24 protein-coding genes are annotated in these 24,905 nt (G+C 72.5%); 17 read left to right on the plus strand and 7 right to left on the minus strand.

The genetic code is table 11. The annotated features are described in order from the left end of the window. Window positions 1–76 precede the first annotated feature (76 nt). A complete protein-coding gene (locus tag ACQP0U_RS06675) occupies window positions 77–1,177 on the plus strand; it encodes a D-alanine--D-alanine ligase family protein (RefSeq protein ID WP_433316717.1) in 1,101 nt (366 codons plus the stop codon). Between the two features lie 54 nt (window positions 1,178–1,231). On the opposite strand, the gene ACQP0U_RS06680 is transcribed toward ACQP0U_RS06675, so the two are convergent. Then, the gene (locus tag ACQP0U_RS06680) at window positions 1,232–1,915 is read right to left on the minus strand and encodes a DUF3515 family protein (RefSeq protein ID WP_433316719.1); all 684 of its coding nucleotides are present in this window, start codon (window positions 1,913–1,915) and stop codon (window positions 1,232–1,234) included. Window positions 1,916–1,924: 9 nt separating this feature from the next. Beyond that, window positions 1,925–2,158, minus strand: a complete 234-nt coding sequence (locus tag ACQP0U_RS06685; protein WP_030487446.1) for an Lrp/AsnC ligand binding domain-containing protein — start codon at window positions 2,156–2,158, stop codon at window positions 1,925–1,927. Window positions 2,159–2,254: 96 nt separating this feature from the next. Between ACQP0U_RS06685 and ACQP0U_RS06690 the strand changes: the two genes are divergently transcribed. Together ACQP0U_RS06690 and ACQP0U_RS06695 are read left to right on the plus strand one after the other, a co-directional pair. Then, the gene (locus ACQP0U_RS06690) at window positions 2,255–3,244 is read left to right on the plus strand and encodes a thiamine-phosphate kinase (RefSeq protein ID WP_433316721.1); all 990 of its coding nucleotides are present in this window, start codon (window positions 2,255–2,257) and stop codon (window positions 3,242–3,244) included. 29 nt (window positions 3,245–3,273) lie between these two features. Next, window positions 3,274–3,735 (plus strand): GNAT family N-acetyltransferase, encoded by a 462-nt coding sequence (locus ACQP0U_RS06695; protein ID WP_433316723.1) that lies wholly within the window; start codon window positions 3,274–3,276, stop codon window positions 3,733–3,735. A 123-nt stretch (window positions 3,736–3,858) separates the two neighbouring features. On the opposite strand, the gene rpmB is transcribed toward ACQP0U_RS06695, so the two are convergent. Beyond that, window positions 3,859–4,050, minus strand: a complete 192-nt coding sequence (rpmB, locus tag ACQP0U_RS06700; RefSeq protein WP_007456456.1) for a 50S ribosomal protein L28 — start codon at window positions 4,048–4,050, stop codon at window positions 3,859–3,861. A gap of 287 nt (window positions 4,051–4,337) precedes the next feature. Between rpmB and ACQP0U_RS06705 the strand changes: the two genes are divergently transcribed. Continuing rightward, window positions 4,338–5,951 carry a DAK2 domain-containing protein gene (locus ACQP0U_RS06705; RefSeq protein WP_433316725.1) on the plus strand — a complete coding sequence of 538 codons (1,614 nt, stop codon included), beginning with the start codon at window positions 4,338–4,340 and terminating at the stop codon, window positions 5,949–5,951. Next, a complete protein-coding gene (gene recG / locus ACQP0U_RS06710) occupies window positions 5,948–8,146 on the plus strand; it encodes an ATP-dependent DNA helicase RecG (protein ID WP_433316727.1) in 2,199 nt (732 codons plus the stop codon). Before ACQP0U_RS06705 ends, recG begins: the two co-directional genes overlap by 4 nt. Before the next feature lie 76 nt (window positions 8,147–8,222). Here recG and ACQP0U_RS06715 read toward each other — a convergent pair whose 3' ends face one another. Further along, window positions 8,223–9,185, minus strand: coding sequence for an LPXTG cell wall anchor domain-containing protein (locus ACQP0U_RS06715; protein ID WP_433316729.1), 963 nt, complete (start codon window positions 9,183–9,185; stop codon window positions 8,223–8,225). Window positions 9,186–9,582: 397 nt separating this feature from the next. On the opposite strand from ACQP0U_RS06715, the gene rsmD reads away from it, so the two are divergent. From rsmD to ACQP0U_RS06760, 9 genes are all read left to right on the plus strand, one after another. Continuing rightward, window positions 9,583–10,146, plus strand: a complete 564-nt coding sequence (gene rsmD / locus ACQP0U_RS06720; protein ID WP_433316732.1) for a 16S rRNA (guanine(966)-N(2))-methyltransferase RsmD — start codon at window positions 9,583–9,585, stop codon at window positions 10,144–10,146. Then, window positions 10,143–10,625 (plus strand): pantetheine-phosphate adenylyltransferase, encoded by a 483-nt coding sequence (gene coaD / locus ACQP0U_RS06725; protein ID WP_091393067.1) that lies wholly within the window; start codon window positions 10,143–10,145, stop codon window positions 10,623–10,625. Before rsmD ends, coaD begins: the two co-directional genes overlap by 4 nt. Before the next feature lie 250 nt (window positions 10,626–10,875). After that, the gene (locus tag ACQP0U_RS06730) at window positions 10,876–11,373 is read left to right on the plus strand and encodes a hypothetical protein (protein ID WP_030335287.1); all 498 of its coding nucleotides are present in this window, start codon (window positions 10,876–10,878) and stop codon (window positions 11,371–11,373) included. Window positions 11,374–11,482: 109 nt separating this feature from the next. Then, window positions 11,483–12,046 (plus strand): YceD family protein, encoded by a 564-nt coding sequence (locus ACQP0U_RS06735; protein ID WP_110562455.1) that lies wholly within the window; start codon window positions 11,483–11,485, stop codon window positions 12,044–12,046. A gap of 5 nt (window positions 12,047–12,051) precedes the next feature. Continuing rightward, window positions 12,052–12,225: a 50S ribosomal protein L32 gene (gene rpmF, locus ACQP0U_RS06740; protein WP_030335284.1), complete on the plus strand. Its 174-nt coding sequence runs from the start codon at window positions 12,052–12,054 to the stop codon at window positions 12,223–12,225. Window positions 12,226–12,339: 114 nt separating this feature from the next. Beyond that, on the plus strand, window positions 12,340–13,323 hold the full coding sequence (locus tag ACQP0U_RS06745; RefSeq protein WP_433316735.1) for a phosphate acyltransferase PlsX: 984 nt from the start codon (window positions 12,340–12,342) through the stop codon (window positions 13,321–13,323). Continuing rightward, complete coding sequence (rnc, locus tag ACQP0U_RS06750) at window positions 13,320–14,243, plus strand: ribonuclease III (protein ID WP_433316737.1); 924 nt, start codon at window positions 13,320–13,322, stop codon at window positions 14,241–14,243. The genes ACQP0U_RS06745 and rnc overlap by 4 nt, the downstream gene beginning before the upstream one ends. Continuing rightward, window positions 14,236–15,093, plus strand: coding sequence for a bifunctional DNA-formamidopyrimidine glycosylase/DNA-(apurinic or apyrimidinic site) lyase (gene mutM, locus ACQP0U_RS06755; protein WP_433316740.1), 858 nt, complete (start codon window positions 14,236–14,238; stop codon window positions 15,091–15,093). The genes rnc and mutM overlap by 8 nt, the downstream gene beginning before the upstream one ends. A gap of 220 nt (window positions 15,094–15,313) precedes the next feature. Beyond that, window positions 15,314–17,533 (plus strand): MMPL family transporter, encoded by a 2,220-nt coding sequence (locus ACQP0U_RS06760; protein ID WP_433316742.1) that lies wholly within the window; start codon window positions 15,314–15,316, stop codon window positions 17,531–17,533. Window positions 17,534–17,639: 106 nt separating this feature from the next. Here the strand turns inward: ACQP0U_RS06760 and ACQP0U_RS06765 are convergent, their stop codons facing one another. From ACQP0U_RS06765 to ACQP0U_RS06775, 3 genes are all read right to left on the minus strand, one after another. Beyond that, entirely contained in the window at window positions 17,640–18,482 is an 843-nt protein-coding gene (locus ACQP0U_RS06765) for an endo alpha-1,4 polygalactosaminidase (RefSeq protein ID WP_433316744.1), read from the minus strand. A 117-nt stretch (window positions 18,483–18,599) separates the two neighbouring features. Next, window positions 18,600–19,289: a CAP domain-containing protein gene (locus tag ACQP0U_RS06770; RefSeq protein ID WP_433316746.1), complete on the minus strand. Its 690-nt coding sequence runs from the start codon at window positions 19,287–19,289 to the stop codon at window positions 18,600–18,602. A gap of 34 nt (window positions 19,290–19,323) precedes the next feature. After that, window positions 19,324–19,752, minus strand: coding sequence for a hypothetical protein (locus ACQP0U_RS06775; protein ID WP_433316748.1), 429 nt, complete (start codon window positions 19,750–19,752; stop codon window positions 19,324–19,326). Window positions 19,753–20,124: 372 nt separating this feature from the next. Between ACQP0U_RS06775 and ACQP0U_RS06780 the strand changes: the two genes are divergently transcribed. The 3 genes from ACQP0U_RS06780 (at window position 20,125) to ACQP0U_RS06790 (ending at window position 24,903) form a co-directional block, all read left to right on the plus strand. Then, window positions 20,125–20,319 (plus strand): hypothetical protein, encoded by a 195-nt coding sequence (locus ACQP0U_RS06780; protein ID WP_007456482.1) that lies wholly within the window; start codon window positions 20,125–20,127, stop codon window positions 20,317–20,319. Between the two features lie 349 nt (window positions 20,320–20,668). Further along, entirely contained in the window at window positions 20,669–24,283 is a 3,615-nt protein-coding gene (smc, locus tag ACQP0U_RS06785; RefSeq protein WP_433316750.1) for a chromosome segregation protein SMC, read from the plus strand. Next, window positions 24,283–24,903 (plus strand): HAD family hydrolase, encoded by a 621-nt coding sequence (locus ACQP0U_RS06790; protein WP_433316753.1) that lies wholly within the window; start codon window positions 24,283–24,285, stop codon window positions 24,901–24,903. Before smc ends, ACQP0U_RS06790 begins: the two co-directional genes overlap by 1 nt. Window positions 24,904–24,905 lie beyond the last annotated feature (2 nt).

Consider the following 24,905-nt stretch of genomic DNA (forward strand, 5'->3'; position numbering starts at 1 on the left):
CGCACAGTAAGGTCAACCGGGTGAGCGCCACCGGCGAGCACGACCAGCCGCAGTCGCGTACGAAGAGGTGACCGGAGTGACCACCCCAGGCAAGACCCGCGTGGCGATCGTCTTCGGCGGCCGCAGCCCGGAGCACGGCATCTCCTGCGTCAGCGCCGGCAGCGTGTTCGGCGCACTCGACCCGGACGAGTTCGAGGTGGTGCCGGTGGGCATCACGCGGGCCGGCCAGTGGGTGCTGACCAACGGAGACCCCGCCCAGCTCGCGATCAACGCCCGTCAGCTGCCGGAGATCACCGCCGACTCCGGCGACGACATCGTGCTGCGCGCCGACCCCACTGGCAACGGCCTGATGGTGCTCGACCCGACCGAGGGCCCCCGGGCGCTTGCCGACGTGGACGTGGTCTTCCCGGTGCTGCACGGCACCTACGGCGAGGACGGCACTATCCAGGGCATGCTGGAGATGGCCGGCATCCCCTACGTCGGGGCGAACGTGTTCGCCTCCGCAGCCGCCATGGACAAGGAGTTCACCAAGAAGCTCTGCGCCGTCGAGGGCATCCCGGTCGGCACGTACGCCGTGCTGCGCAACGGGATGACACTCAGCGAGCAGGACAAGGAGCGGCTGGGTCTGCCGGTCTTCGTCAAGCCGTCCCGGGCCGGGTCGTCGTTCGGCGTCAGCAAGGTCAGCGACTGGGCGCAGTTGGACGCGGCGGTCGCCGCCGCCCGGCAGTTCGACCCGAAGGTCATCATCGAGGCCGCGATCGTCGGCCGCGAGATCGAGTGCGGTGTGCTGGAGGGTGAGGCCGGTGGCGCGCCCGAGGCGTCCGTGCTGGCCGAGGTGCGGGTCGTCACCGACCACGACTTCTACGACTTCGAGGCGAAGTACCTCGACGACTCCTGCGAGTACGACATCCCGGCCAACCTGCCGGAGAAGGTGACCCGCCAGGTGCAGGAGTACGCGGTCCGCGCGTTCACCGCGCTGGACTGCGCCGGTCTGGCCCGGGCCGACTTCTTCGTCACCCCCGAGCTGGACGTCTACCTCAACGAGATCAACACGATGCCCGGCTTCACCCCGACGTCGATGTTCCCGCGGATGTGGGCGGCCTCCGGCCTGGAGTACCCGAAGCTGGTCAACCGGCTGATCCGTACCGCCCAGCGGCGCGGCGTCGGCCTGCACTGAGCCGTCCGGCCCCGCCCGCGCAGGTCAGCCCGCGCGGGCGGAGTCGGTTCGAGGTCAGCGCTGGCAGCCGGACGGGATGGCGCCGCCGGAGGGCACGCTCGCCACGATCGTGCTGGAGATCGTCGGCAACCACTGCAACGGCTGCTCGTACGAGCGCGGGACGCGCACGGTGATCAGCGTCTCCCGGTCGACAGTGGAGAGGATCGCCTCGTCGGCCTGCTCGGCCAGGTGCCAGCAGACCCGGTTGACCGTCCAGACCTCGTCGGTGCTGGGGAAGGCCGGCTCGGTGCCGCCGCAGGCCACGGTGAGCGCGGGGTCGCCGTACGCGGCGTTCTGCTCCGGACCGGCGCTGACCGGCCGCTGGGCCAGGTCGCGGATGCTCGCCGGGAGTTGGGAGAGCAGGGCCCGGCAGACAGTGGCCGGGCGGGCGGCCAGCGCCGGGGCGGCCATCTGCACAGGGGTGGTGGACTGCACCCGGGCGGTGGTCGCGGAGGGTGTCGGCGCGGCGGCCGGCGTGCCCGGGCTGAGCTTGCTGAAGGCCAGCACGGCCACCAGCAGCGTGATCGGCAGCGCGATCAACGTGGCCAGCAGGGCGGCCCCGCGCATGGTCCGATCGCGGCCGGCCGGCGCGGCGGCGGCGGGATCGGTCGACTCACGGTTACCGTCAGCCGGCTCGGGCGTCCCGTCGGCCGCGTCGCGCGCCGCGTCGTCGTCCAGGGCAGAGGAGGAGGTAGTCATCTCGTCCACTTACAGCCGCACCACCGAACACGTGAGGGTGCGGGTGATGCCGGGCACCATCTGCACCTTGCTGACGATGAGCTTGCCGAGCTCGTCGACGGTGTTCGCCTCGGTGAGGACGACCACGTCGTACGGCCCGGTGACGGCGTCGACGCGTACCACGCCGGGAATGTCCGCGATGAGACCCGCCACGTCACGTGCGCGGCCGACCTCGGTCTGGATGAGGATGTACGCCTGTACCACGACTCGACCTCCGTCCGTCGCCGCCCGGGAGCGGCCCGAAGGGTGAAACTACCTTACGGACCAGGTCTGATCCCTATCGGTGGTCAAGGAGCAGCGGTGAGCGAGCACGGCGGAGCCGGGCAGCACGGGCGGAACGCCGGCGGTGGCGTCGGTGTGTCCGGCATCGGGGAGTTCGGGCTGATTGAGAAGATCACCGCCCGGCTGTCGTACGGGCCGACGACCCTGCTCGGCCCGGGCGACGACGCGGCGGTGGTGGCCACGCCGGACGGCCGGGTGGCGGCCTCCACCGACGTGCTCGTCGACGGACGGCACTTCCGGCGGGACTGGTCCTCGGCCCGCGACGTCGGGCACCGGGCGGCAGCGGCCAACCTGGCGGACATCGCGGCGATGGGTGCCACGCCGACCGCCCTGCTTGTCGCCCTGTGCATGCCGGCGGACCTGGACACCGGCTGGGCGGAGGAGTTGGCCGACGGGCTCTCCGCGGAGGCGGCGACGGTCGGCGCGAGTGTCGTCGGCGGCGACATGTCGGCAAGCCCCACCCTGACCGTCGCGGTCACCGCGCTGGGTGACCTGGCGGGCCGTCCGCCCGTGCTGCGGTCCGGCGCCCGACCCGGGGACGTGCTCGCCCTGGCCGGGCGCACCGGGTACGCGGCGGCCGGCCTGACCGTGCTGACCCGGGGCTTCCGTACCCCCCGACTGCTGGTCGAGGCGTACCGGCGGCCGCAGGTGCCCTACCAGGCCGGCCCGCAGGCCGCCCAGCTCGGCGCCACCTCCATGATCGACGTGTCGGACGGGCTCCTCGCCGACCTCGGGCACGTCTCGGCGGCCAGCGGTGTGGCGATCGACGTACGCCGGGACGGGTTCGAGGTGCCCCGGCAGATGGCCGATGCGGCGCAGGCACTCGGCGTCGACCCGTACACCTGGATCCTGGCCGGTGGCGACGACCACGCGCTGGCCGCGACCTTCCCCCCGGCGGTGGCGCTGCCCCCGGGCTGGCGGCCGATCGGCCTGGTCACTGACGGTTCCGGCGTGACTGTCGACGGCCTCGCCTACGACGGCCCGGTGGGCTGGGACCACTTCCGGTGAGGCCCGCGCGCCGCCGTACCCTGGATACCGTGAGTGAGATCGAGATCCGGGCGGTGCGGTTCGACGCACCGGTGGCACAGCACCTGATCCACGCCGCACTGGCCGACCTCGGTGTCCGCTACGGCGGCTCCGGCGACGACACCCCTGTCGACGCGGCCGAGTTCGAGCCGCCCGACGGCGCGTTCCTCGTCGCCTACCTGGCCGGCGAGCCGGTCGGCTGCGGGGGCTGGCGCAGCCACGGCGCGGACACCGCGGAGCTGAAGCGGATGTACACGGCACCGGCGGCCCGGGGGCGGGGTGTGGCCCGCGCGGTGCTGGCGGCCATCGAGCGCTCAGCCCGTGAGCAGGGCCGCAAGCGGGTGGTCCTGGAATGCGGCGACAAGCAGCCCGAGGCGCTCGCCATGTACGGCTCGGCCGGGTACGAGCGGATCCCGAACTTCGGCTTCTACAAGGACGCGGAGGGCTGCGTCTCCTTCGGCCGCACCCTCTGACCTGCGTGCCGGGCCCGATGGGCCCGGCACGGTCGGCGTTCGGTGTCCGCCGCGGACACGACAGAGCCGGCGGACCCCGAGGGTCCGCCGGCTGAGCCGTACGAGAAGGTTGGTGCTACCGCGTCAGGCGCGGGTGACCTTGCCGGCCTTGATGCACGAGGTGCAGACCTGCAACTTCTTGGTGTTGCCGCCACCGGCCGGGGTACGCACCGACTGGATGTTCGGGTTCCAGCGGCGGTTGGTCCGCCGGTGCGAGTGGGACACGTTGTGGCCGAAGCCCGGTCCCTTGCCACAGACGTCGCACACGCTAGCCACGGGATACTCCTGGGATTGATACGTTCATGAGGTCGCCGGCAGGTGCTGCCCGGGCAACCTGGTCAGGTTACCCGATGACGTGCCGACCCGGCCAACCGGCCCGGTCCGGCGCTCGTCCGTGCCCCGGCTCGCGCCTGGTCGTGGGCCCGTCCGCCCGACGGTGGGCCGGCCCGGCGGCAAGGGTACCGGAGGCGCTCGTCCCCGCCACGGCCAGCGCCGAACCGGAGCGTGGAGGACACGCCGGACGAGTCCGACGGGTGTCGGTGCGCGCCAGTAGGCTTCTGCCCGTGCTGGACACCCTCGACGCCGCCGCGGTCCGCCGCTGGTGCGCGAGCGGGTTGGCCGCACTGAAGCGCCACCAGGGCGAGATCGACCAGCTCAACGTCTATCCGGTGCCCGACGGCGACACCGGCACCAACCTGGTGCTCACCCTCACCTCGGCCCAGCAGGCCCTCGCCATGGATCTGGACACTCTCCCCGACAGTGGGCCGACCGCACACGGGCACGCGCTGCGGCTGATGGCCCAGGGCGCGCTGCTCGGCGCGCGGGGCAACTCCGGGGTGATCCTCTCGCAGATCCTGCGTGGCTTCGCCGACCAGGTCGCCGGGGTGCCGGCGGTGCGTGGCCGGGAGCTGGCCGCCGCGCTGCGGTCCGGCACCGCCGCCGCGTACGCCGCGGTCTCCCGGCCGGTCGAGGGCACAGTGCTCACCGTGGTCGCGGCGGCTGCCACCGCGGCCGAAGGCACTGACAGCGACGACCTGCCGGCGGTGGCCGGCGTCGCGGCCCGGGCGGCGGCCGAGGCGCTGGCCCGGACCCCGCAGCAGCTTCCGGCGCTGGCCCGCGCAGGCGTGGTCGACGCCGGTGGCCGAGGGCTCTGCGTGCTGCTCGACGCCCTGGTCGAGGTGCTGACCGGGGAGAGCGCGGCCCGGCCCGCGCCTCCGCCGCGCTCCGCCCGCCCGGCGGCCACCGTCGCCCGCGAGACCGGTTCCGACGAGTACGCGTACGAGGTGCAGTTCCTGCTCGATGCCCGGGTCGAGGCGGTCGCCGGATTGCGGCGGGCACTCGACGCCCTGGGAGATTCTCTCGTCGTCGTCGGCGACGGGCGCGAGCCGGAAGGCACCTGGAACGTGCACGTGCACGTCAACGACGTGGGCGCGGCGGTCGAGGCCGGTGTCGCCGCCGGCCGCCCGTACCGGATCTCGGTGACCCGTTTCGCCGACCAGCCGGCGTCGCCCCCCGGCCCGGTGGTGGCCGGCCGGGCCGCGGTGGTGGTGGCCACCGGCGGTGGCATCGCCGACCTGTTCGCCGCGGAGGGCGCCACAGTGGTGCCGGCCAACCCGTCCACCGGTGAGTTGCTGGACGCCGTCCGCAGCACCGGCGCGGCCCGGGTGGTGGTGCTGCCCAACGACGCCAACACCGAGGCGGTGGCGAGCGCGGCCGCCCGCGAGGCCCATCAGTACGGCATCAAGGTGAGCGTCGTGCCGACCCGCTCGCCCGTGCAGGCCCTCGCAGCCCTCGCGGTCCGCGACGGTGACCGCCGTTTCGAGGACGACGTCATCGCGATGGCCGAGGCGGCTGGCGCCTGCCGTTACGCCGAGGTCTGCCATGCCAGTCGGGAGGCGCTGACCGTGGCCGGCCCGTGCCGTCCCGGTGACGTGCTGGCGCTGGTGGAGGGGGAGGTGCACCTGATCGGCACCGACCTCACCGACACCTGTGCGGCAGTGGTCGACCGGATGCTCGGTGGTGGTGGCGAGATGGTCACCCTGCTGACCGGGGTGGACGCACCGGCCGGGCTCACCGATGCCGTCCGCGCGCACGTCGCGCGACGCTGGCCGTTCGTCGAGGTGCACGCGTACCTGGGCGGCCAGCCGTTTTATCCGCTCCTGGTAGGGATCGAATGAGCGAACCAGCCACGGTGGACACTCCGCTGAAGAAGCTGGTCGGGGACAAGACAGCCAAGGCGCTGGCCTCGCACCTCGACCTGCACACCGCGGGTGACCTGGTCTACCACTTCCCGCGTCGCTACGACGAGCGTGGTGAGCACACCGACATCCGCTCACTGGACGTCGGTGAGCAGGTCACCGTGCTGGCCCAGGTGCAGCGCACCACTGTGCGCCCGATGCGTCAGCGGCGAGGCAACCTGCTGGAGGTGACCGTCGGCGACGGCTCCGGCGGGGTGCTGACGTTGACGTTCTTCGGCAACCAGGCGTGGCGCGAGCGGGAGCTGCGTCCCGGCCGGTGGGGTCTGTTCGCCGGCAAGGTCACCGAGTTCCGGGGCAAACGGCAGCTCAACGGCCCGGAGTACGTCCTGCTCGGCGAGGGCGGCGACGGCGAGGCGGCGGTCAGCGACGACATCGAGGAGTTCGCCGGGGCGCTGATCCCCGTCTACCCGGCCGCCGCGGCCGTGCCGACCTGGGTGATCGCCCGCTGCGTGCGCGTCGTCCTGGACACGTTCACCCCGCCGGACGATCCACTGCCGGGCACCGTGCGGGCCAGCCGCAAGCTGGTCGGGCTGGGTGCCGCGCTGACCGAGATCCACCGGCCGTCCAGCAAGGAGGCGCTGCACCAGGCGCGGCGGCGACTCAAGTGGGACGAGGCCTTCGCCGTCCAGGTGACCCTGGTGCAGCGCAAGCACCGGGCGGCCGACTGGCCGGCCCGGCCCCGCCCGGCGCGCCCAGGCGGGCTGCTGGAAGCCTTCGACGCCCGACTCCCGTACGAGCTGACGGCCGGTCAGCGTGAGGTGGGTGTGGAGGTCGCGGCGGACCTGGCCACCCCGCACCCCATGCACCGGCTGTTGCAGGGCGAGGTGGGTTCGGGCAAGACGGTGGTGGCGCTGCGGGCGATGCTCCAGGTGGTCGACGCGGGCGGGCAGGCCGCACTGCTGGCGCCCACCGAGGTGCTGGCCGCCCAGCATTTCCGCGGCATGCTCGACCTGCTCGGACCGCTCGGGCGGGCCGGTGAGCTGGGCTCCGCCGAGCACGCCACAAGGGTCGAGCTGGTCACCGGCTCACTGGGCGCGGCGGCCCGCCGGCGGGCCCTCGGCGAGGTGGCCAGCGGCGCCGCCGGCATCGTGCTCGGCACCCACGCCCTGCTCTACGAGGGGGTCGACTTCGCCGACCTCGGCCTGGTGGTCGTCGACGAGCAGCACCGCTTCGGCGTGGAGCAGCGCGACGCCCTCCGGGCCAAGGCCGACCAGCCGCCGCACGTGCTGGTGATGACGGCCACCCCGATCCCGCGCACGGTGGCGATGACCGTCTACGGCGACCTGGAGGTCTCCACCCTCTCCCAGCTCCCCCGGGGGCGGTCGCCGATCGCCTCGCACGTGGTGCCGGCCGCCGAGAAGCCGGCCTACCTGGACCGGGCCTGGCGTCGGCTGCGCGAGGAGGTGGCAGCCGGCCACCAGGCGTACGTGGTGTGTCCGCGGATCGGGGACGGGCCGGTGTCCGACGAGGAGCCGCCACCAGAGGACGACAACGGCCGGCGGCCGCCGCTGGCGGTGACCGAGGTGGCGCCGCTGCTGGCCGAGGGCCCGCTGCACGGCCTGCGGATCGGGGTGCTGCACGGTCGCCTGCCGGCCGACGAGAAGGACGCGGTGATGCGGTCCTTCGCAGCCGGTGACCTGGACGTGCTGGTAGCGACGACAGTCATCGAGGTCGGCGTGGACGTGCCGAACGCGACAGTGATGATCGTGCTGGACGCCGACCGGTTCGGTGTCTCCCAGCTGCACCAGTTGCGGGGCCGGGTCGGCCGGGGTGCCGCCGCCGGGCTCTGCCTGCTGGTCAGCGAGGCCGCCGAGGGGTCGTCGGCGCGGGAGCGACTGGACGCGGTGGCGTCCACGAGCGACGGTTTCAAGCTCGCCGAACTGGATCTGGAGCAGCGCCGCGAGGGCGATGTGCTGGGTGCCACCCAGTCCGGGCACCGCTCGCATCTGCGGTTGCTGTCCCTGCGACGCGACGCCGACCTGATCCGCGACGCCCGCGCCGAGGCGATCACCCTGATCGAGGACGACCCGGAGCTGGCACGCAATCCGGCGCTGGCCGCCTCGGTGGCCGCACTTGTGGACGAGGACCGCGCGGAGTACCTGGAGAAGGGCTGACCGCGTAGGTCATCACATGGCTGAGGGCGCGCCGACCGGGTGGTCGGCGCGCCCTCAGTTGTCAGAGCGGGTTGTCTCAGGCGGTGAAGCGAACCCGACGACGACGGGCCACCACGAACAGGGCGGCACCGGCGGCGAGCAGGACCACGGCGCCGGCGATGATGCCGCCGGTGGCAGCACCGGTCAGCGGCAGAGCCGGCTCGTCCTTGCCGCCACCCTGACCCGGGGCGCAGTCAGCCGGCTGCTCCCAGGCGATCGGGGCGGTGTCGTCGAGGCCCTCGGCGGCCGGCGTGACGACGAGACCCTCGGTCGCGTCGAAGGAGACGGAACCGGTCTCGCCCGGCTTGACGACAAGCGTCTTCACCTCGCCCTTGTTCGGGGTCAGGGTGAGGGTGACGGTCTCACCGTCGGCGGGGTTCTCGATCGTGAAGGTGAGCTTGTCGCAGGTCGACTCGACCGAGCCCACCGGCTCCGCCGGAGCCGGGGTGGCAGTCGGGGTCGGGCTCTGGGTCGGAGGCTGGCTCGGCGACGGAGAAGCGACAGTGGGGGTCGGGGTGGGGGTCGCCGTCGGAGTGGCGGTCGGCGTCGGGCTGCTCGGCGAGGGCGTGGCCTCTGCCGCGCAGGTGCCCTTCGGCTCGGCGGCCACGGTCCGCTCCTCGGTCACGATCCGGTCGGATCGCACCCAGCGCGCCTCGACGGTCAGCTCGATCGTCGGCCGCTTCTGGTCGAAGCGGTGGGCCTGGGTGCCGCTGAGGAAGCCCTCGCCCTTCGCCGGGAGGGTGGCGTCCTTCGCCAGGCCGCCGGTGAAGTCGGCCGGGACGGTCGACTCGAGCTTGGTGATCTTCGCGTCGATGTCCTCGCTGTTGCCGACCGTCCAGGTCACCTTGACCTGGCCGTCGGAGGTCAGGCAGTAGGTGCCGGAGGGCTCGGGGTGGTGGGCACTCGCGGGGCTCGCGAGGACGCCGACGCCGGCGATGCCGATCAACGCGCCTGCGGCGATGGCCGCAACGCGCCGGAACGGAGACTTGGGAGGGTTCACGCCTGCTCCTGGTGAGGGGGGTACGGATCGCGTGGCGGGAGGCCGGGAGACATCGTGACCGGGGAGTCACCTGCTCACCGGGGCGTCGCGCGACGCGGTGGTGTTCCCGCGGCGAAAGCGGGGACAGGGGGAGACTGTACTGATGGGTGGTTAATGAGGGGAGTTCAGATCATTGCCATCGGGCAATGTAGTCGATTCGTGATCTTTGATATACCGATGGTGTCGGTTCGATCACTGGGGACGGTCCGCCTCGCGCCGTTCCACCGTGGATGCCGCGCCGTCGGGGCTGCTCAGGTGCTCCGCGTCGGCGCCGGCTGGCCAACTCCTCGGATCCCTGCCGTCCGGACCGGGTCCGCGCCCCATCGCGTAGCGTCGCGGGCATGAGCAGGAGGAAACGGTGACCCGGATCGTGGCCGGGACGCTCGGTGGCCGGCGGATCGCCGCGCCCCCCGGCGCCGGCACCCGACCCACCTCGGACCGGGTCCGGGAGGCGCTGTTCAGCGCCGTCCAGGCCGAGGTCGATCTCGACGGCGCCCGCTTCGCCGACCTGTACGCCGGCTCTGGCGCGGTCGGTCTGGAGGCGCTGTCCCGGGGGGCCCGGCACGTGTTGCTTGTCGAGTCCGACCCGCGGGCGGCCCGGGTGATCCGGGAGAACGTGGCGGCCCTCCGCGCCGGACCGGCGGCCCGTCTGGTCACCGGCAAGGTGGCGACGGTGCTGGCCGGCGGGCCGGACGGCGAGCCGTACGACGTGGTCTTCGCCGACCCGCCGTACGCGGTGCCGGACGAGGAGATCACCGCGCTGTTGGCCGCGCTTGTCGACGGCGGCTGGCTGGCGTCCGACGCGCTCGTGGTGGTGGAGCGGTCCCGCCGTACCAGGGAGTTCGACTGGGTGGAGGGGATCACCGCCGAGCGCAGTCGCCGATACGGCGAGACCACCCTTTGGTACGGTCGCCGATCATGAGACGTGCGGTGTGTCCCGGTTCGTTCGACCCGGTCACCAACGGACACCTCGACATCATTGGGCGGGCCAGTCGGCTCTTCGATGAGGTGATCGTCGGTGTGCTGGTGAATCAGTCGAAGAGTGGCCTGTTCACCGTCGAGGAGCGCATCGAAATGCTCCGCGAGGTGACCTCGTCGTACGGCAACGTGCGGGTCGAGTCGTTCCGAGGGCTGCTGGTGGACTTCTGCCGGGCCCAGCAGGCCAGTGTGCTGATCAAGGGTCTACGGGCGGTCAGCGACTTCGACTACGAGTTGCAGATGGCCCAGATGAACATCGGTCTGGCTGGTGTCGAGACGCTCTTCATGCCGACCAACCCGCTCTACTCGTTCCTCTCGTCGAGCCTGGTCAAGGACGTGGCCAAGTGGGGCGGCGACATCTCCGCCCACGTCCCCGACCCGGTTCGCGAAGCCCTCCAGGCCCGCCTGGGCCCCCGCCCCTGACCCTCTCACCCCCGTCACCTCCCGCGATCTTGCACTTCTGGTTCCTGAATCGCCCCTTTTTGAGGTGGTTCGGCGCAGCCGGAAGTGCAAGATCGGCGTGGGGGGAGGCGGGGGGTGACTATGTCGCGACTCGCCGGGTTGGGGCGAGTGGGGCGGCGGTGGGGCGGGCACGACATGATTGGTGGCGCGGGGAACGGCCGTAGCCCGCATCATGGAGGTCGGCCGACGAACGACAGGAGTGAGGTAGCCGGTGGACCCGCTCGATCGCATCGACGAACTGATCGCCATCCTGGAGCAGGCCCGCTCCGTCCCGATGTCGCGCAACAACTGCATGGTCGACCGGGGTGAGATGATCGCTGCCCTCGATGAGATGCGTGCCGATCTCCCCGCCGACCTGCGTCGCGCCGCCGCGCTCCTGGAGGAGCGCGACAAGATCATGGAGGCCGGCAAGCGCGAGGCGGACCGGATCATCAGCGAGGGTGAGGCAGAACACGCCCGCCTGGTCTCGGTGAACGAGATCACTGTGTCGGCCGAGCACGAGGGTGCCCGGATCATCGGCGAGGCCCGTGCCGAGGCGCAGCGCCTGCGTGAGGAGGTCGACGACTACGTCGACACCGCGCTCGCCAACTTCGAGCAGTTCCTCACCCGGGCGCTGGCCTCGATAGAGCGCGGCCGGGACAAGATGCACGCGCTGCGGGAGATCGGCACCTTCGCTGGGGATGAGGCGGAACGCCCGCTACCCTTCTGAGCGGCACCTCACCAGCCGACTTCTCAGGCGGGCGTCGCCCCCGGTTCGACGGTCCGGCGGTCGTCCAGGTAACCTTTTTTGTCGGCCTCTCACCGGCCGGAGTCTAACTATGCCCAAGCACTCGCCATCGACACTCAACCCCAGGTCGCCGTTGGTCCTCGACACGAGGGACCTGCCGCGTCGCCCTGGCGCGTTGCGTGAGGTCCAGCGGGTCGTGCCGGCACCGGCGGACCTCGGTGTGGAGTTGATCGGCGTGCCGGAGGGCGCGGACCTCGACCTCGATCTGAGGTTGCAGTCGGTGTCCGAGGGCGTGCTCGTCTCCGGGACCATCACCGGTCCCGTCCGGGGCGAGTGCGGCCGTTGCCTGCGCGAGATCAACGACTCGATGGGCGTGACGATCCAGGAGCTGTACGCGTACGAGGACAGCACCACGGACGCCACGACCGACGAGGACGAGGTGGGCCGGATGCAGGGCGATCTGATCGACCTGGAGCCGGCGCTGCGGGACGCGTTGGTGCTCACGCTGCCGACCAACCCGCTCTGCCGGGAGGACTGCCCAGGACTGTGCCCCGAATGCGGGGCGCACTGGGACGATCTGCCGGCCGACCACAGTCACCAGCAGATCGACCCGCGTTGGGCGGGCCTGTCGCAACTGACCGTTACAGAGGAGTAAGAACCGTGGCCGTCCCGAAGCGCAAGATGTCGCGCAGCAACACCCGGTCCCGCCGGGCGAACTGGAAGGCGACAGTGGTCGCGACCGTCGCGTGCCCGCAGTGCAAGTCCCCGAAGCTGCCGCACGCCGCCTGCTCCGTCTGCGGCACCTACAACGGCCGCCAGGTTCTCGAGGTCTGACCTGGACGCCGAGTGACACCCCCGACCCCAGGTCGGGCGGCGCGCGCATCCTGGCATTCGCCCGGCGCTCCGGCTCCCTCCGACGCCGGCCGGCCCACTCCGGCCGGCGTTCCGGTGGAGCCGGGCGCCGCGCGGATCGCCGTTGACCTCCTCGGCGGGGACGACGCTCCCGCCGTCGTGGTTGACGGCGCTCTGCGGGCCATGCGCGCCGACCCTGACCTGCATCTGCTCCTCGTCGGTCCGACCGAGGTCGCCGACGAGTTGATTGCTGCCCTCGATCCGGCGCAACGAGCCCGGATCACGGTGCGGCCCGTCCGTGATGTCGTCGGTATGGCCGATCATCCCAGCGCAGCCCGTGCCGAGAGCACCGTGCGGGCCGCGGTCACCGCCGTCCGCGACGGGACCGCCGACGCCCTGGTCTCCGCCGGTGCCACCGGCGCCACAGTCACCGCAGCCGTGCTCGGCCTCGGCCGTTCGCCGGAGATCCGCCAACCCGCGCTGGCCGCCACCCTGCCCGCCGTGGCGGGGCCCGTGGTGCTGCTCGATGTCGGCGGGTCCCTGGAACCCCGCCCGGCCACCCTCGTCCGCCACGCCGTGCTCGGCGCCGCCTACGCGGCGGTGGCCCACGCGATCGCCGCGCCACGGGTCGGGCTGCTCTCGGTCGGTACCGAGGCCGGCAAGGGCGACCGGATCCGCCGCGCCACCGACCCTCTGCTCGCCGTCGAACCGCTGCCCGGTGGGGCGCGCTACGTCGGTCTGGTTGAGGGGTACGACGTGGCCCTCGGCGCGCGCGCCGATGTGGTCGTCACCGACGGCTTCACCGGTAACGTGCTGCTCAAGGCCATTGAGGGCGCGTACGCGATGGCCGGCGGCCCACCTGCCGAGGGTGGCGCGCCCCGCGCGGCGGCCCTGTTGGGCGTCGCGGGGACGGTGGTCGTGTGTCACGGGTCCGCCCGCGCCGACGACGTCGCCTCCGGCATCGCTCTCGCCGCCCACCTGTGGCGGCGGCACGCCACCGATCTGGTCTCCGCGTTGCTCGATCGCGACGCCGCGACGGATCGCACCGATCGCTCCACCGACACCGAGGTACGCACATGAGCAACGACAAGCGGCGGCGGGCGTCCGTCGGTCACCTGGAAGCCGCCTTCGGAGTGAGCCTGGAACCCGAGCTGCTCCAGCGCGCGTTGACCCACCGGTCGTACGCGTACGAGAACGGCGGGCTGCCCACCAACGAGCGGCTGGAGTTCCTCGGCGACTCGGTGCTCGGCGTGGTGATCACCACGGCGCTCTTCCACAACCACCCGGATCTGCCCGAGGGGCAGCTGGCCAAGCTGCGCGCCAGCGTGGTCAACATGCGGGCGCTCGCCGACGTGGCCCGCGGTCTGGGTCCGGACGGGCTCGGCGCGTATCTGCTGCTCGGTAAGGGTGAGGAGACGACGGGTGGCCGGGACAAGGCGAGCATCCTCGCCGACACGCTGGAGGCGCTGCTCGGCGCGATCTACCTCCAGTACGGCCTGGACACCACGGGGATCGTCATCCACCGGCTCTTCGACCCGCTGATGGCCGAGTCGGCCGGTCGCGGGGCCGCACTGGACTGGAAGACCAGCCTCCAGGAGTTGACGGCGGCGCTCGGGCTCGGCGTTCCGGAGTACCGGATCGAGGGCACCGGCCCGGACCACCTCAAGACGTTCACCGCCTGGGTGGTGGTGGCCGGCAACAGGTACGGCGGCGCCGAGGGGCGCAGCAAGAAGGAGGCCGAGCAGCGGGCCGCCGAGGCCGCCTGGCGGACGCTCGCCGAGCAGAACGGCCAGAACGGCGACGACGGCAAGGATGGCCGGACCGGCGACGACCGCCAGGACCAGCCGGTCGACCGGGACGACTCGGTCGACCGGGACGAGCCGTTCGGGCCGCTGCAGCGCGCCGAGCGGGCGGCTCAGGCCGAGCAGGCCGACCACCTGGCGCAGGCGCTGCCGGCCGGGGGTGCCGACGGCCACGAGACCGGGCGGCGACGTGCCTGAGCTGCCCGAGGTGGAGACCGTCCGGCAGGGGTTGGCCCAGTGGGTCGTCGGCCGGCGGATCGCCTCGGTCGAGGTTCGTCATCCGCGCGCGGTCCGTCGGCATGTCCCGGGCGACGTGCACTTCGCCGACGTGCTCGCCGGCCGGACGGTGCTCGACGCCCGCCGCCGCGGCAAGTACCTGTGGCTGCCACTGGACAGCGGGGACGCGATAGTCGGGCACCTCGGTATGTCGGGTCAGATGCTGCTCCAGCCGACCGGCACGACTGACGAGACCCATCTGCGGGTCCGGTTCCGGTTCTCCGACGACGGTCCGGAGCTGCGCTTCGTCGACCAGCGCACGTTCGGCGGGCTCGCGGTGAGCGAGGGCGGCGCCGAGCTGCCCGACGAGATCTCGCACATCGCCCGCGACCCCATGGACCCGGAGTTCTCCGACGCGGCGTTCGTCGCGGCGCTGCGTCGCCGACACACCGAGGTGAAGCGGGCACTGCTCGACCAGACCCTGATCTCCGGGGTGGGCAACATCTACGCCGACGAGGCGCTCTGGCGCGCCGGGCTGCACGGCGGCCGACCCACCGACGCGCTGACCGGCCCGGCCGCGCAGCGCCTGCTCGGCCACGTCCGCGACGTGCTGGCCGAGGCGATCAGCCAGGGCGGCACCAGCTTCGACGCCCTCTACGTGAACGTCAACGGCGAGAGTGGCTACTTCGACCGGGCGCTCAACGCCTACGGCCGCGAGGGCGAGCCGTGCCGCCGGTGCGGTGCGCCGATCCGCCGCGAGGCGTTCATGAACCGGTCCTCGTACAGCTGCCCGCACTGTCAGCCGCGGCCCCGGGTTTCCCTTCGGGGATGACCCGGAGCGGGCTCGGGGGGATGCCGGCGGGTCGCGGCGGGTCGCTCCGGGCTGGACCCCGGTGTACGCCCGGATCGCGGGCTGACGCCCGACGAACGCACCCCCGCTCCCGGTCTGGTGGTTCCAGGGTCGGCCGGGGTCGATCCCCGATGTGACCGCCTCGTCACGCACCTAGCGTCAGCACCGTTGACAGGGGGTTGACGTGACAGGGGGACCCGAGATGGGGAGAAGACCGGTGACGGTGCGGCTGGCGCGGTGGAGCGCCGAGCACCCGTGGCGGGCGATCGCACTGTGGGCCGTGTTCGTGGCGGTGTGCTTCGTCGGCGGCACCGCCGCCGGGCTCAACGAGGCCACGAGCGGCGACCAGGCGATCGGCGAGGCGGGGCGGGCCGGTCTGATCGTGGACGCCGGTGACTTCGACGACCCGGCCGTGGACAACGTCCTGATCACCTCCCGGGGTGGCGCGTTGGACCAGGCGGCGGCGAAGGCGGCGGCCGACGACGCGGCGGCCCGGCTGCGTACTGTCGACGGGGTGGCCGGGGTGGGCCAGCCGGTCACCGCGCGGGACGGGTCGGCGCTGCTGCTGCCGATCACCATGTCGGGTGACCCGGAGACGGCCTCGGAGCGGGTGCAGCCGTTGCGGGACGCCACCGCCAGCGTGCAGGCCGCGCACCCCGGGCTGCGCGTCGAGCAGGTCGGCGGGCCGTCGATCGGCCAGGCCCTCGACGACACGCTGGGCAAGGACTTCAAGCGCGCCGAACTGCTCAGCCTGCCGGTCACCCTGGCGATCCTGATCATCGCGTTCGGCGCGCTGATCGCGGCGAGCGTGCCGGTGCTGCTGGCGCTCTCCTCGGTCGCCGCCGCGATGGGTCTGTCCACTCTCGCCTCGCACCTGGTGCCGGCCACCGACACCACGGCGCCGGTGATCCTGCTGATCGGTATGGCCGTCGGGGTCGACTACTCGCTGTTCTACGTCCGTCGGGAGCGGGAGGAACGCGCCAAGGGCCGGTCCGGTCTGGACGCGGTGGAGATCGCCGCGGAGACCTCCGGGCACGCGGTGGTGGTCTCCGGCTTCGCGGTGATCATCTCGATGGCCGGGCTGCTGCTCGCCGGCGACGTGGTCTTCTCGTCCCTCGCCATCGGGTCGATCCTCGTGGTCGCCGTCGCGGTGACCGGTTCGCTGACCGTCCTGCCCGCCCTGCTGGCCCGGCTCGGCCGCTGGGTGGATCGGCCCCGGGTGCCCCTGCTCTGGCGACTGACCGCGCCGCGTACCGGCCGACACGGTGAGCCCCGCGCGCCCCGGCTGTGGCCCGCGGTGCTCCGGCCCGCGCTGCGCGCGCCGGTGGCGACGCTCGTCATCTCGGTCGGGCTGCTGCTCGCGCTGGCCGCGCCCGCGCTCGGGATGAAGCTGAAGTTCCCCGGCATGGAGGATCTGCCCCGCACGACTCCGGCCATGCAGGCGTACGACCGGCTCACCGCCGCCTTCCCGAGCACCGGCACCAACCACGTGGTGGCCGTCCGGGCGCCCGCCGACCAGGCCGACCGGGTACGTGCCGCCCTCACCGACCTGTCGACCCGGGCGGCAGGCGATCCGCTGTTCGCCCCGACCGAGGCGGACGGTCCGAAGATCGAGGTGTCGGCCGACCGGCGGGTTTCGGTGCTGGAGGTCGCCACCCCGTACGCCAGTCGGGACGACAGGTCGGTGCAGTCGTTGGAGAAGCTGCGCGGGGACCTGGTCCCGGCCGAGCTGCGGGGCATCCCCGGCATCGAGTACGCGGTGGGCGGGGGCGTGGCCGACAGCGAGGACTACGCACAGCACGTGCGCGACAAGCTGCCGCTGGTGATGGGCTTCGTGCTGGTGCTGACCTTCCTGGTCATGACGTTCACCTTCCGGTCGGTGGTGATCGCGGCAAGCTCGATCGCGCTGAACCTGCTCTCCGCCGGGGCCGCGTACGGCCTGCTGGTGCTGATCTTCCAGGGTGAGTGGGCGCAGGGGCTGCTCGGCTTCACGTCGATGGGCGCGATCGTGTCCTGGCTGCCGCTGTTCCTCTTCGTGGTGCTGTTCGGTCTCTCGATGGACTACCACGTCTTCGTGGTCAGTCGGATCCGCGAGGCAGTGCGGTCCGGCATGCCCAACCGCGACGCCGTGTCGTACGGGATCACCTCGTCGGCCGGGGTGGTGACGAGCGCGGCAATCGTGATGGTCGGAGTCTTCTCGATCTTCGCCACGCTGAGCACGATCGACATGAAGCAACTCGGCATCGGCTTGGCGGCGGCGATCCTGCTCGACGCCACAATCATCCGGGGAGTGGTGCTGCCGGCGTTGATGACCATGCTCGGCGACGCCAACTGGTGGGCCCCGCGCTTCCTGCGCCCACGCCCCGCGCCCGCCCCCACCGATCCGCCGGCCCCCGCCCCAGAACTGGTGCCGGTGCCCTGACCGCCAGCGCCACCCCCACCCCGCCGATCTTGCAGTTTCTGTCGTAACAAAGCGATCAAAACGGCAGATAGACGACCGAAAGTGCAAGATCGCGGGGTGGGGTGGGTTAGGGGAGTGGGCACGCTTCTCTTGACGCGTCCAACGTGCGGTCTTTTCGGATTGACGCGAAGCCGTAGCCGACGGTGGTGACACAGAAGTCGTCGGTCGAGCCGGTGTACTCGACGTGGAAGACCGGCTTGCCGGCGTCGCTGAACGGCAGCAGCTTGGCGCACTGGGCCAGCCGGACGCACTCCTCGTTGACAGCGAAGTCGAAATCCGGGGCCAGCGCGGCGAGCTGCGGCACGTCGTTGGCCAGCCCGGGGGAGAGGCTCAGCGAGCGGGCCAGCTCGGCCAGCCGGCGGTTGAACAGCAGTTGGTCGTCGAAGTCGAGCGGGAAGCCGGTGTGCGCCGCGTACCCGTCGGCGTCGAAGAGCGCCACCGCGCCGAAGCCCTTGCCCCGGCAGAGCCGGAACCGGTCGGCCAGCACCGGCCGGAGCGCGTCCCAACTCCGGACATCCAGCCACCGGCTGTCGGGCCGACGCCCGGCCGTGCCCCGGACGATCTCCGGAAACCGGGTGGCGTCCGGGTCGTCGGAGCGGACCGATCCCACGTTCACCTGGCAGATCAACCGGCGGTCCCGGGAGCGCAGCTCGGCGGTCTGCGCGGCGGTGGTGGCCACCGGGTCGAGCAGGAAGACATCGGCGTCCACCGCCGGGTCGAGCGGGCCGCTGAGCTGCCACTGCCACTGCCAGTGCCGGGCCTGTGCCGCCGGCCAGGCGGTGGGTGCGCCGGGCGGGGTCAGTGCGGGTCGGCACCCGTACGCCGGCACCACAAGCACGAGAGCGACGCCGGCCGACAGGACGCGACGCAGTGGGCGTACGGCGACGCGTCGCCGCGGCCGGATCCGCATCGGCAGCTCCCGGGTCCCGGACGGCCCGTCGCCGCCCGCACCGGTACGCGGCCCCCACGCTCCGGCCCGACGTACCTCACCGGGTCAAACGAGCGCGGGGGCGGGAACGACGCGCGGTCAGCGCGGCGCCGCGAAGACCTGCGTCCAGTACGGTCCGTTGCTGCTGGCGATGCCGACGCCGATCTCGGTGAACGCGCAGTTCAGGATGTTGGCCCGGTGGCCGGAGCTGTTCATCCAGGCGTCCATCACCGCGGCCGGGGTCTTCTGGTTCCAGGCCACGTTCTCGCCGTAGGTGCGCCAGGTGTAGCCGACCCGGTCCAGCCGGGTGCCGGCGTTGCTGCCGTCGCTGCCGGTGTGCGACATGTTCTGGTGGTCGGCCTGGTCCTGGCTGTGCCGCTGGGCGGCCGTCATCAGCTTGTCGTCGATGCTCAGCGCCTTGCAGCCGGCCTTGGCCCGCTCGGCGTTGACCAGGTCCACCACCTCGCGGGCCTGGGCGCTGACGGAGCCGTTGGAACCGCTGGAACCAGTGGAACTGCCGGTGTTGCTCGGCGCGCTGCTGCGCTCGACGCTGCGGCGCGAGGCGGCGGTGCTCCGCGACGACGCCGGCGTGGGCTTGACGACCCTGCTCGGCGTCGGGCTCGGTGGCGTCGCGCTCGGTGTGGCGGACTCCGAGGGAGCGGCGAGGGTGTCCAGGGCCGGCTCCTCCGTCGGCGGCGCCGACGCGGCGAAGGCGTCGTCGACGGCCGCCGGCTGGGCGGCCCCGTCGTCACCGCCGGGCAGGGTGAGCGCGCCGACGCCGAAGCTCACCACGAGGGTGGCGGCCGCGGCGGCGCCCCGATCATCAGCGGCCGACGCCAGCGCCGTGGGGAGCGGTGCCGCCCTCGCCGGGCCGCCCGGTCTCGGCGGTGCCGCGCCAGCCGTCGGTGGGCTCCGGGTCGGTGCCGGTGTGCCAGCCACCGGGTGTCTCGGTACGCCGGCCCTCGGCGGTGTCCTGCGCCGGGCGGCTGTCGCTCCAGCCGTCGGCCCCGTCGTCCGGCTGGTGGGCCGGCCACGCGGCGGTGTGCGCCTCGGCGGGCGTCGCCGCCTCCGGCTGCCAGCCGCCGGTGGGCTGCTCCCGGTGCCACTCGTCGCCCGGCTGACCGGGCTCGTCGCCGAACAGATAGGCCGAGCGGGGCTCCGGGCGGTCGTGCAGCCAGGCCGGCTCGTCGGTCGGCCCCCCGGCGCGCCGGGGGGCGCCGTTCGGGTCCATCGGATCGGTCCAGCCGTACACGCCTATGCCTCCAGGGGTCGGTTGCAAGCCGGGCTGACGCTACGGCGCGCCTACGACCTGCGGCAACGTGGCTAAGAAAGAGTTAAGGGGAAGTCGGACGCCAGGGTGCGGACTTCCGCCGATCCGGGCGTACAGTAAAGGAGTCCGGACAGAGAGTGTCCGTGCCTTGCGGCAGCCCCCCCGACAAGTGGACAGGTCGACGTGGAGATGATCTACGGCCTGCGAGAACTTGACGAAGGAGGGGTTTGCGGCTCAATATATAGGTGTCGCCAGTCGCGCCCGGTCATGCCCAGATACAGCCTGGAATGACAGCCGCGTACAAATGGGCGCGCGTTGGCCGGCCTTTCCGGCAGCGCATATCAAGGAGTCAGCATGGCGAAGGCCCTCTACGGCCACGTAGGTGCAGCGCCCGACCGGCGTCTGCTCGACGAGGTCACCCGACTGCGTGCCAGGGTTCAGGCACTGGAGTTCGAGATCACGCGTCTGCGTGCCGACAATGATCGGCTCGCGGCGGCTGCGGCGGAGGCGGACGATCTGCTCCGTCTGGCCGAGCCCGCGCTGACCTGATCTTCAGGTCGTAAAAAAACTGAATCGCACCATCGCAAAAATGCGCGCCGACACCTCTGTGCCGGCGCGTAACACTGTCCGGCACCTTTTCAACGCCGACGATTCATGATCTTGCGATCGATCGTGTGGGAAGCGCGCCTCACAGTTACCGAAAGCGCGTCGACAGATAAGCCGATCATGAAAGGTGCTTGTCTTTCTCGCGGCTGACGGAACAGCAGCGGCCCTACGGTCGACGCGGCGCGGGGCGGGTCGCGTGCCGGCCCGCTCGCACCGCCGGGTTAGTCTGCGAGTTCACCCAGGTCCCCACAGCCGGCGACGGTACGGCGGCCACCGGACGAGGATCGAGTAGGTGTATCTCAAGAGCCTGACGGTGAAGGGGTTCAAGTCCTTCGCCTCCGCCACGACGTTGAAGCTGGAGCCCGGGATCACCTGCGTGGTGGGCCCGAACGGCTCGGGCAAGTCCAACGTCGTCGACGCCATCGCCTGGGTCCTCGGCGAGCAGGGCGCCAAGGCGCTGCGTGGCGGCAAGATGGAGGACGTCATCTTCGCCGGCACGTCCGGCCGGGCGCCGCTGGGTCGCGCCGAGGTCACCCTCACCATCGACAACACCGACGGCGCGTTGCCGATCGAGTACACCGAGGTCTCCATCACCCGCCGGATGTTCCGCTCCGGCGAGAGCGAGTACGAGATCAACGGCAGCACCTGCCGGTTGCTCGACATCCAGGAGCTGCTGTCCGACTCCGGCATCGGCCGGGAGATGCACATCATCGTCGGGCAGGGCCGCCTCGACGGCATGCTGCACGCCAAGCCGGAGGACCGCCGGGCGTTCATCGAGGAGGCGGCCGGCGTCCTCAAGCACCGCAAGCGCAAGGAAAAGGCGCTGCGCAAGCTCGACGCGATGCAGGTGAATCTCAATCGCCTGACCGACCTCACGGCCGAGCTGCGTCGTCAGCTCAAGCCGCTGGGCCGGCAGGCCGAGGTGGCCCGGCGCGCGGCCGCCATCCAGGCCAACCTGCGCGACGCCCGGTTGCGCCTGCTCGCCGACGATCTGGCCACGCTGCGGACCACCCTCGACCGGGAGATCGCCGACGAGACCGCGCTGCGCGAGCGGCGCGAGCAGATCGAGGGTGAGCACGCCGAGGTGCAGGGCCGGCTCGGCGAGTTGGAGGCCGCCCTCGCGGAGGACGCGCCGCTGCTCGCCGCCGCCCAGGACACCTGGTACAAGCTCTCCGCCCTGCAGGAACGCTTCCGCTCGATCGAGCAGTTGGCCCGGGAACGGCTACGGCACCTGAGCGCCACCGGCGACGACGAGCGACCCGGCCGGGATCCGGACCAGCTGGAGGCCGAGGCGGAACGCGTCCGCGAGCAGGAGGAGGAGCTGCGCGGCGCGCTCACCGACGACCAGATCCGACTGGCCGAGGCGGTCGAGCACCGCCAGGAGTTGGAGCGGCAGCTCGCCGCCGCCGAACGGGAGCTGGTCGCCGCGGCCAAGGCCATCGCCGACCGGCGGGAGGGAATGGCCCGGCTCACCGGCCAGGTCAACTCCGCCCGGGCCCGGACCACAAGCGCCGGCGAGGAGATCGAACGCCTCGCCATCGCGCACGCCGACGCGCTGGGCCGCGCCGAGCAGGCGCAGGCCGACCTGGACGCTGTCGCCGCCCAGTCCACCGAGGCCGACCGGGACAACGCGGACCTGGACGCCCGGCACGCCGAGGCGGTAGCCGTGCAGGAGCGGGCGCAGGCCAGCGTCCGATCGCTTGCCGACGCCGAGCGGGCCGCGGAGAAGGACGCCGCCACCTGGAAGGCCCGGGAGGAGGCGCTCGCGCTGGGGCTGCGGCGCAAGGACGGCGCCGGAGCGCTGCTCGCCCGCGCCGGGGACGTGCCCGGCCTGCTCGGCAGCCTCGCCGGGCTGCTCACCGTCGCGCCCGGCCACGAGGCCGCGCTGGCCGCAGCGCTCGGCGGCCTCGCCGACGCGGTCGCCGTCAGCGGCGTGGACGAGGCCGTCGAGGCGATGCGGCTGCTGAAGATCTCCGACGCCGGCCGGGCCGGCCTGCTGGTCGGCAGCCCGGCCGGGCCCGGCATGACCGGCTCCGCCGACGCGCTGCGCCCTAAGCTGCCGGACGACGCCCGGTGGGCGCCCGACCTGGTGGAGTGCAGCGCCGAGCTGCGTCCGGCGGTGCACCGGGCCCTGCGGGACGTAGCGCTCGTCGACGATCTCGCCGCCGCTGCCGAGCTGGTCGCCAGCAACCCCGAGCTGCGGGCGGTCACCCCGGACGGTGACGTGGTCGGGGCGTACGCGGCGGCGGGCGGGTCGGCCAAGGCCCCCAGCTACATCGAGGTGCAGGCCGCCGTCGAGGAGGCCCGCGCCAACCGGCTCACCGCCGAGCGCGCCGGGCTGGAGCTGCGTGATCAGTTGGTCGAGGCGCGCGCCGAGGTGGCCGCCGCCAAGGAGACCGTGCAGCACGCCGCCGCCGAGAAGCGCGAAGCGGAGAGCCACCGCAACGCCGCCGCTCGCCGGCTGGCCGAGTTGGGCGCGGCGGCCCGGTCCGCGAAGGCCGAGACCGACCGGCTCGGCGACTCCCGCTCCCGCGCCGAGGCCGCCCGGCAACGGGACCTCACCGCCCTCGCCGAGTTGGAGGAGCGGCTGCGGCTGGCCGAGGAGACCCCGGTCGACGCCGAGCCCTCCACCGAGGAACGCGACCAACTGGCGGCCATGGTGCCGCGGGCCCGGCAGAACGAGATGGAGGTCCGGCTCGCCGTGCGTACCGCCGAGGAGCGGGTCTCCTCGATCGCCGGCCGGGCCGACTCCCTCGCCCGGCAGGCCACCGCGGAGCGGGCCGCCCGGGAGCGCGCGGCAGCCCGGCGGGCCGCCCGCGCCCGGGGCGCGGGCATCGCCCGGTCCGTCGCCGGTGGCGCCCGGGAGGCGCTGACCCGGCTGACCACCTCGATCGCGACGGCCGAGGAGCACCGCGACGCGGTCGCCCTGGAGCGCGCCGCGCGGGAGGCAGAGCTCCAGGAGGTACGCGGGGCGGCCAAGCGGCTCGGCGCGGAGCTGGAGCGGCTGACCAGCCAGGTGCACCGCGACGAGGTGGCCCGGGCGGAGCAGCGGCTGCGCATCGAGCAGTTGGAGGCGAAGGCCGCCGAGGACTTCGGGCTGGACGTGGAGACGCTCGTCGCCGAGTACGGCCCCGCGCAGCCCGTCCCGCCGACCCCTGTCGACCTCGCGACGGCCGAACGCGATGGTCTGCCGGTGCCCGAGCCGGTGCGCTACGAGCGGCCGGTGCAGGAGAAGCGGGCCGCCAAGGCGGAACGCGAACTCGCCCTGCTCGGCAAGGTCAACCCGCTCGCGCTTGAGGAGTTCGCCGCGCTGGAGGAGCGTTTCAAGTTCCTCTCCGAGCAGTTGGAGGACCTCAAGGCCACCCGTCGGGACCTGCTCACCGTGGTCAAGGACGTGGACGAGCGGATCCTGGAGGTCTTCGCCAGCGCCTTCGAGGACACCGCCCGGGAGTTCGAGCAGGTGTTCACAGTGCTCTTCCCCGGCGGTGAGGGGCGGCTGATCCTCACCGAACCGGACGACCTGCTCACCACAGGCGTCGAGGTGGAGGCCCGCCCCCCGGGCAAGAAGATCAAGCGGCTGTCGCTGCTCTCCGGCGGCGAGCGGTCGCTGACCGCGGTGGCCATGCTGGTGGCGATCTTCCGCGCCCGACCCAGCCCGTTCTACATCATGGACGAGGTGGAGGCGGCTCTGGACGACGTCAACCTGGGCCGGCTGATCACGTTGCTGGCACAGTTGCGCGAGAAGAGCCAGCTGATCGTCATCACGCACCAGAAGCGGACGATGGAGATCGCCGACGCGCTCTATGGCGTGACCATGCGCAGCGGGGTCACCCAGGTGATCAGCCAACGGCTCAACCGGGCCGACGAGGACGACCAGCGGCACGGCCGCGGCGAGGAGAACGGGTAGTGGCTCGGGAACGCGCGACGGCGCTCCTGCTGGATCTGGATGGCGTGCTGCGCCGGTGGGACCCGGCGGTGGCCGCCGTTGTCGAGCGGGAGTACGGCCTCTCCGAGGGGGTGCTCGGCGAGATCGCCATGCAGTGGGGGCGGCTCCAGCCGGTGCTCACCGGCCAGGTCAACCACGCCGAGTGGATGAGCAGCGTGGCGGACGCCCTGACCGAGTCAGTGGGCGACCCGGAGCGGGCCCGCGCCGCGGTGGAGCAGTGGCAGAGCTACCGGGGAGAGGTCGACCAGGACGTGCTCGCGTTCGTCCGGGAGGTCCGTGCGGCGGGCGTCCGGGTCGGGCTGGGCACCAACGCCACCGACCTGCTCGACGCCGACCTGGCCGCGCTCGGCCTGGTCGGCGAGCTGGACGTGGTGGTCAACTCCTCGGTGATCGGCGTGCACAAGCCCGCCCCGGAATACTTCAAGGCCGCCTGCGTGGCCCTGGCCACCCCGCCGGCCCGGGTCCTCTTCGTCGACGACGAGGACTGGGCCGTGCGGGGTGCCCGCGCCGCCGGGCTGTCGGCGCACCGCTGGGGCGGCCAGGCCGATCTGCGTTACCTGCGGGCGGCCCTGGACTACTGAGC

Source organism: Micromonospora sp. CA-269861, from assembly GCF_050948505.1.
GTDB lineage: Bacteria > Actinomycetota > Actinomycetes > Mycobacteriales > Micromonosporaceae > Micromonospora.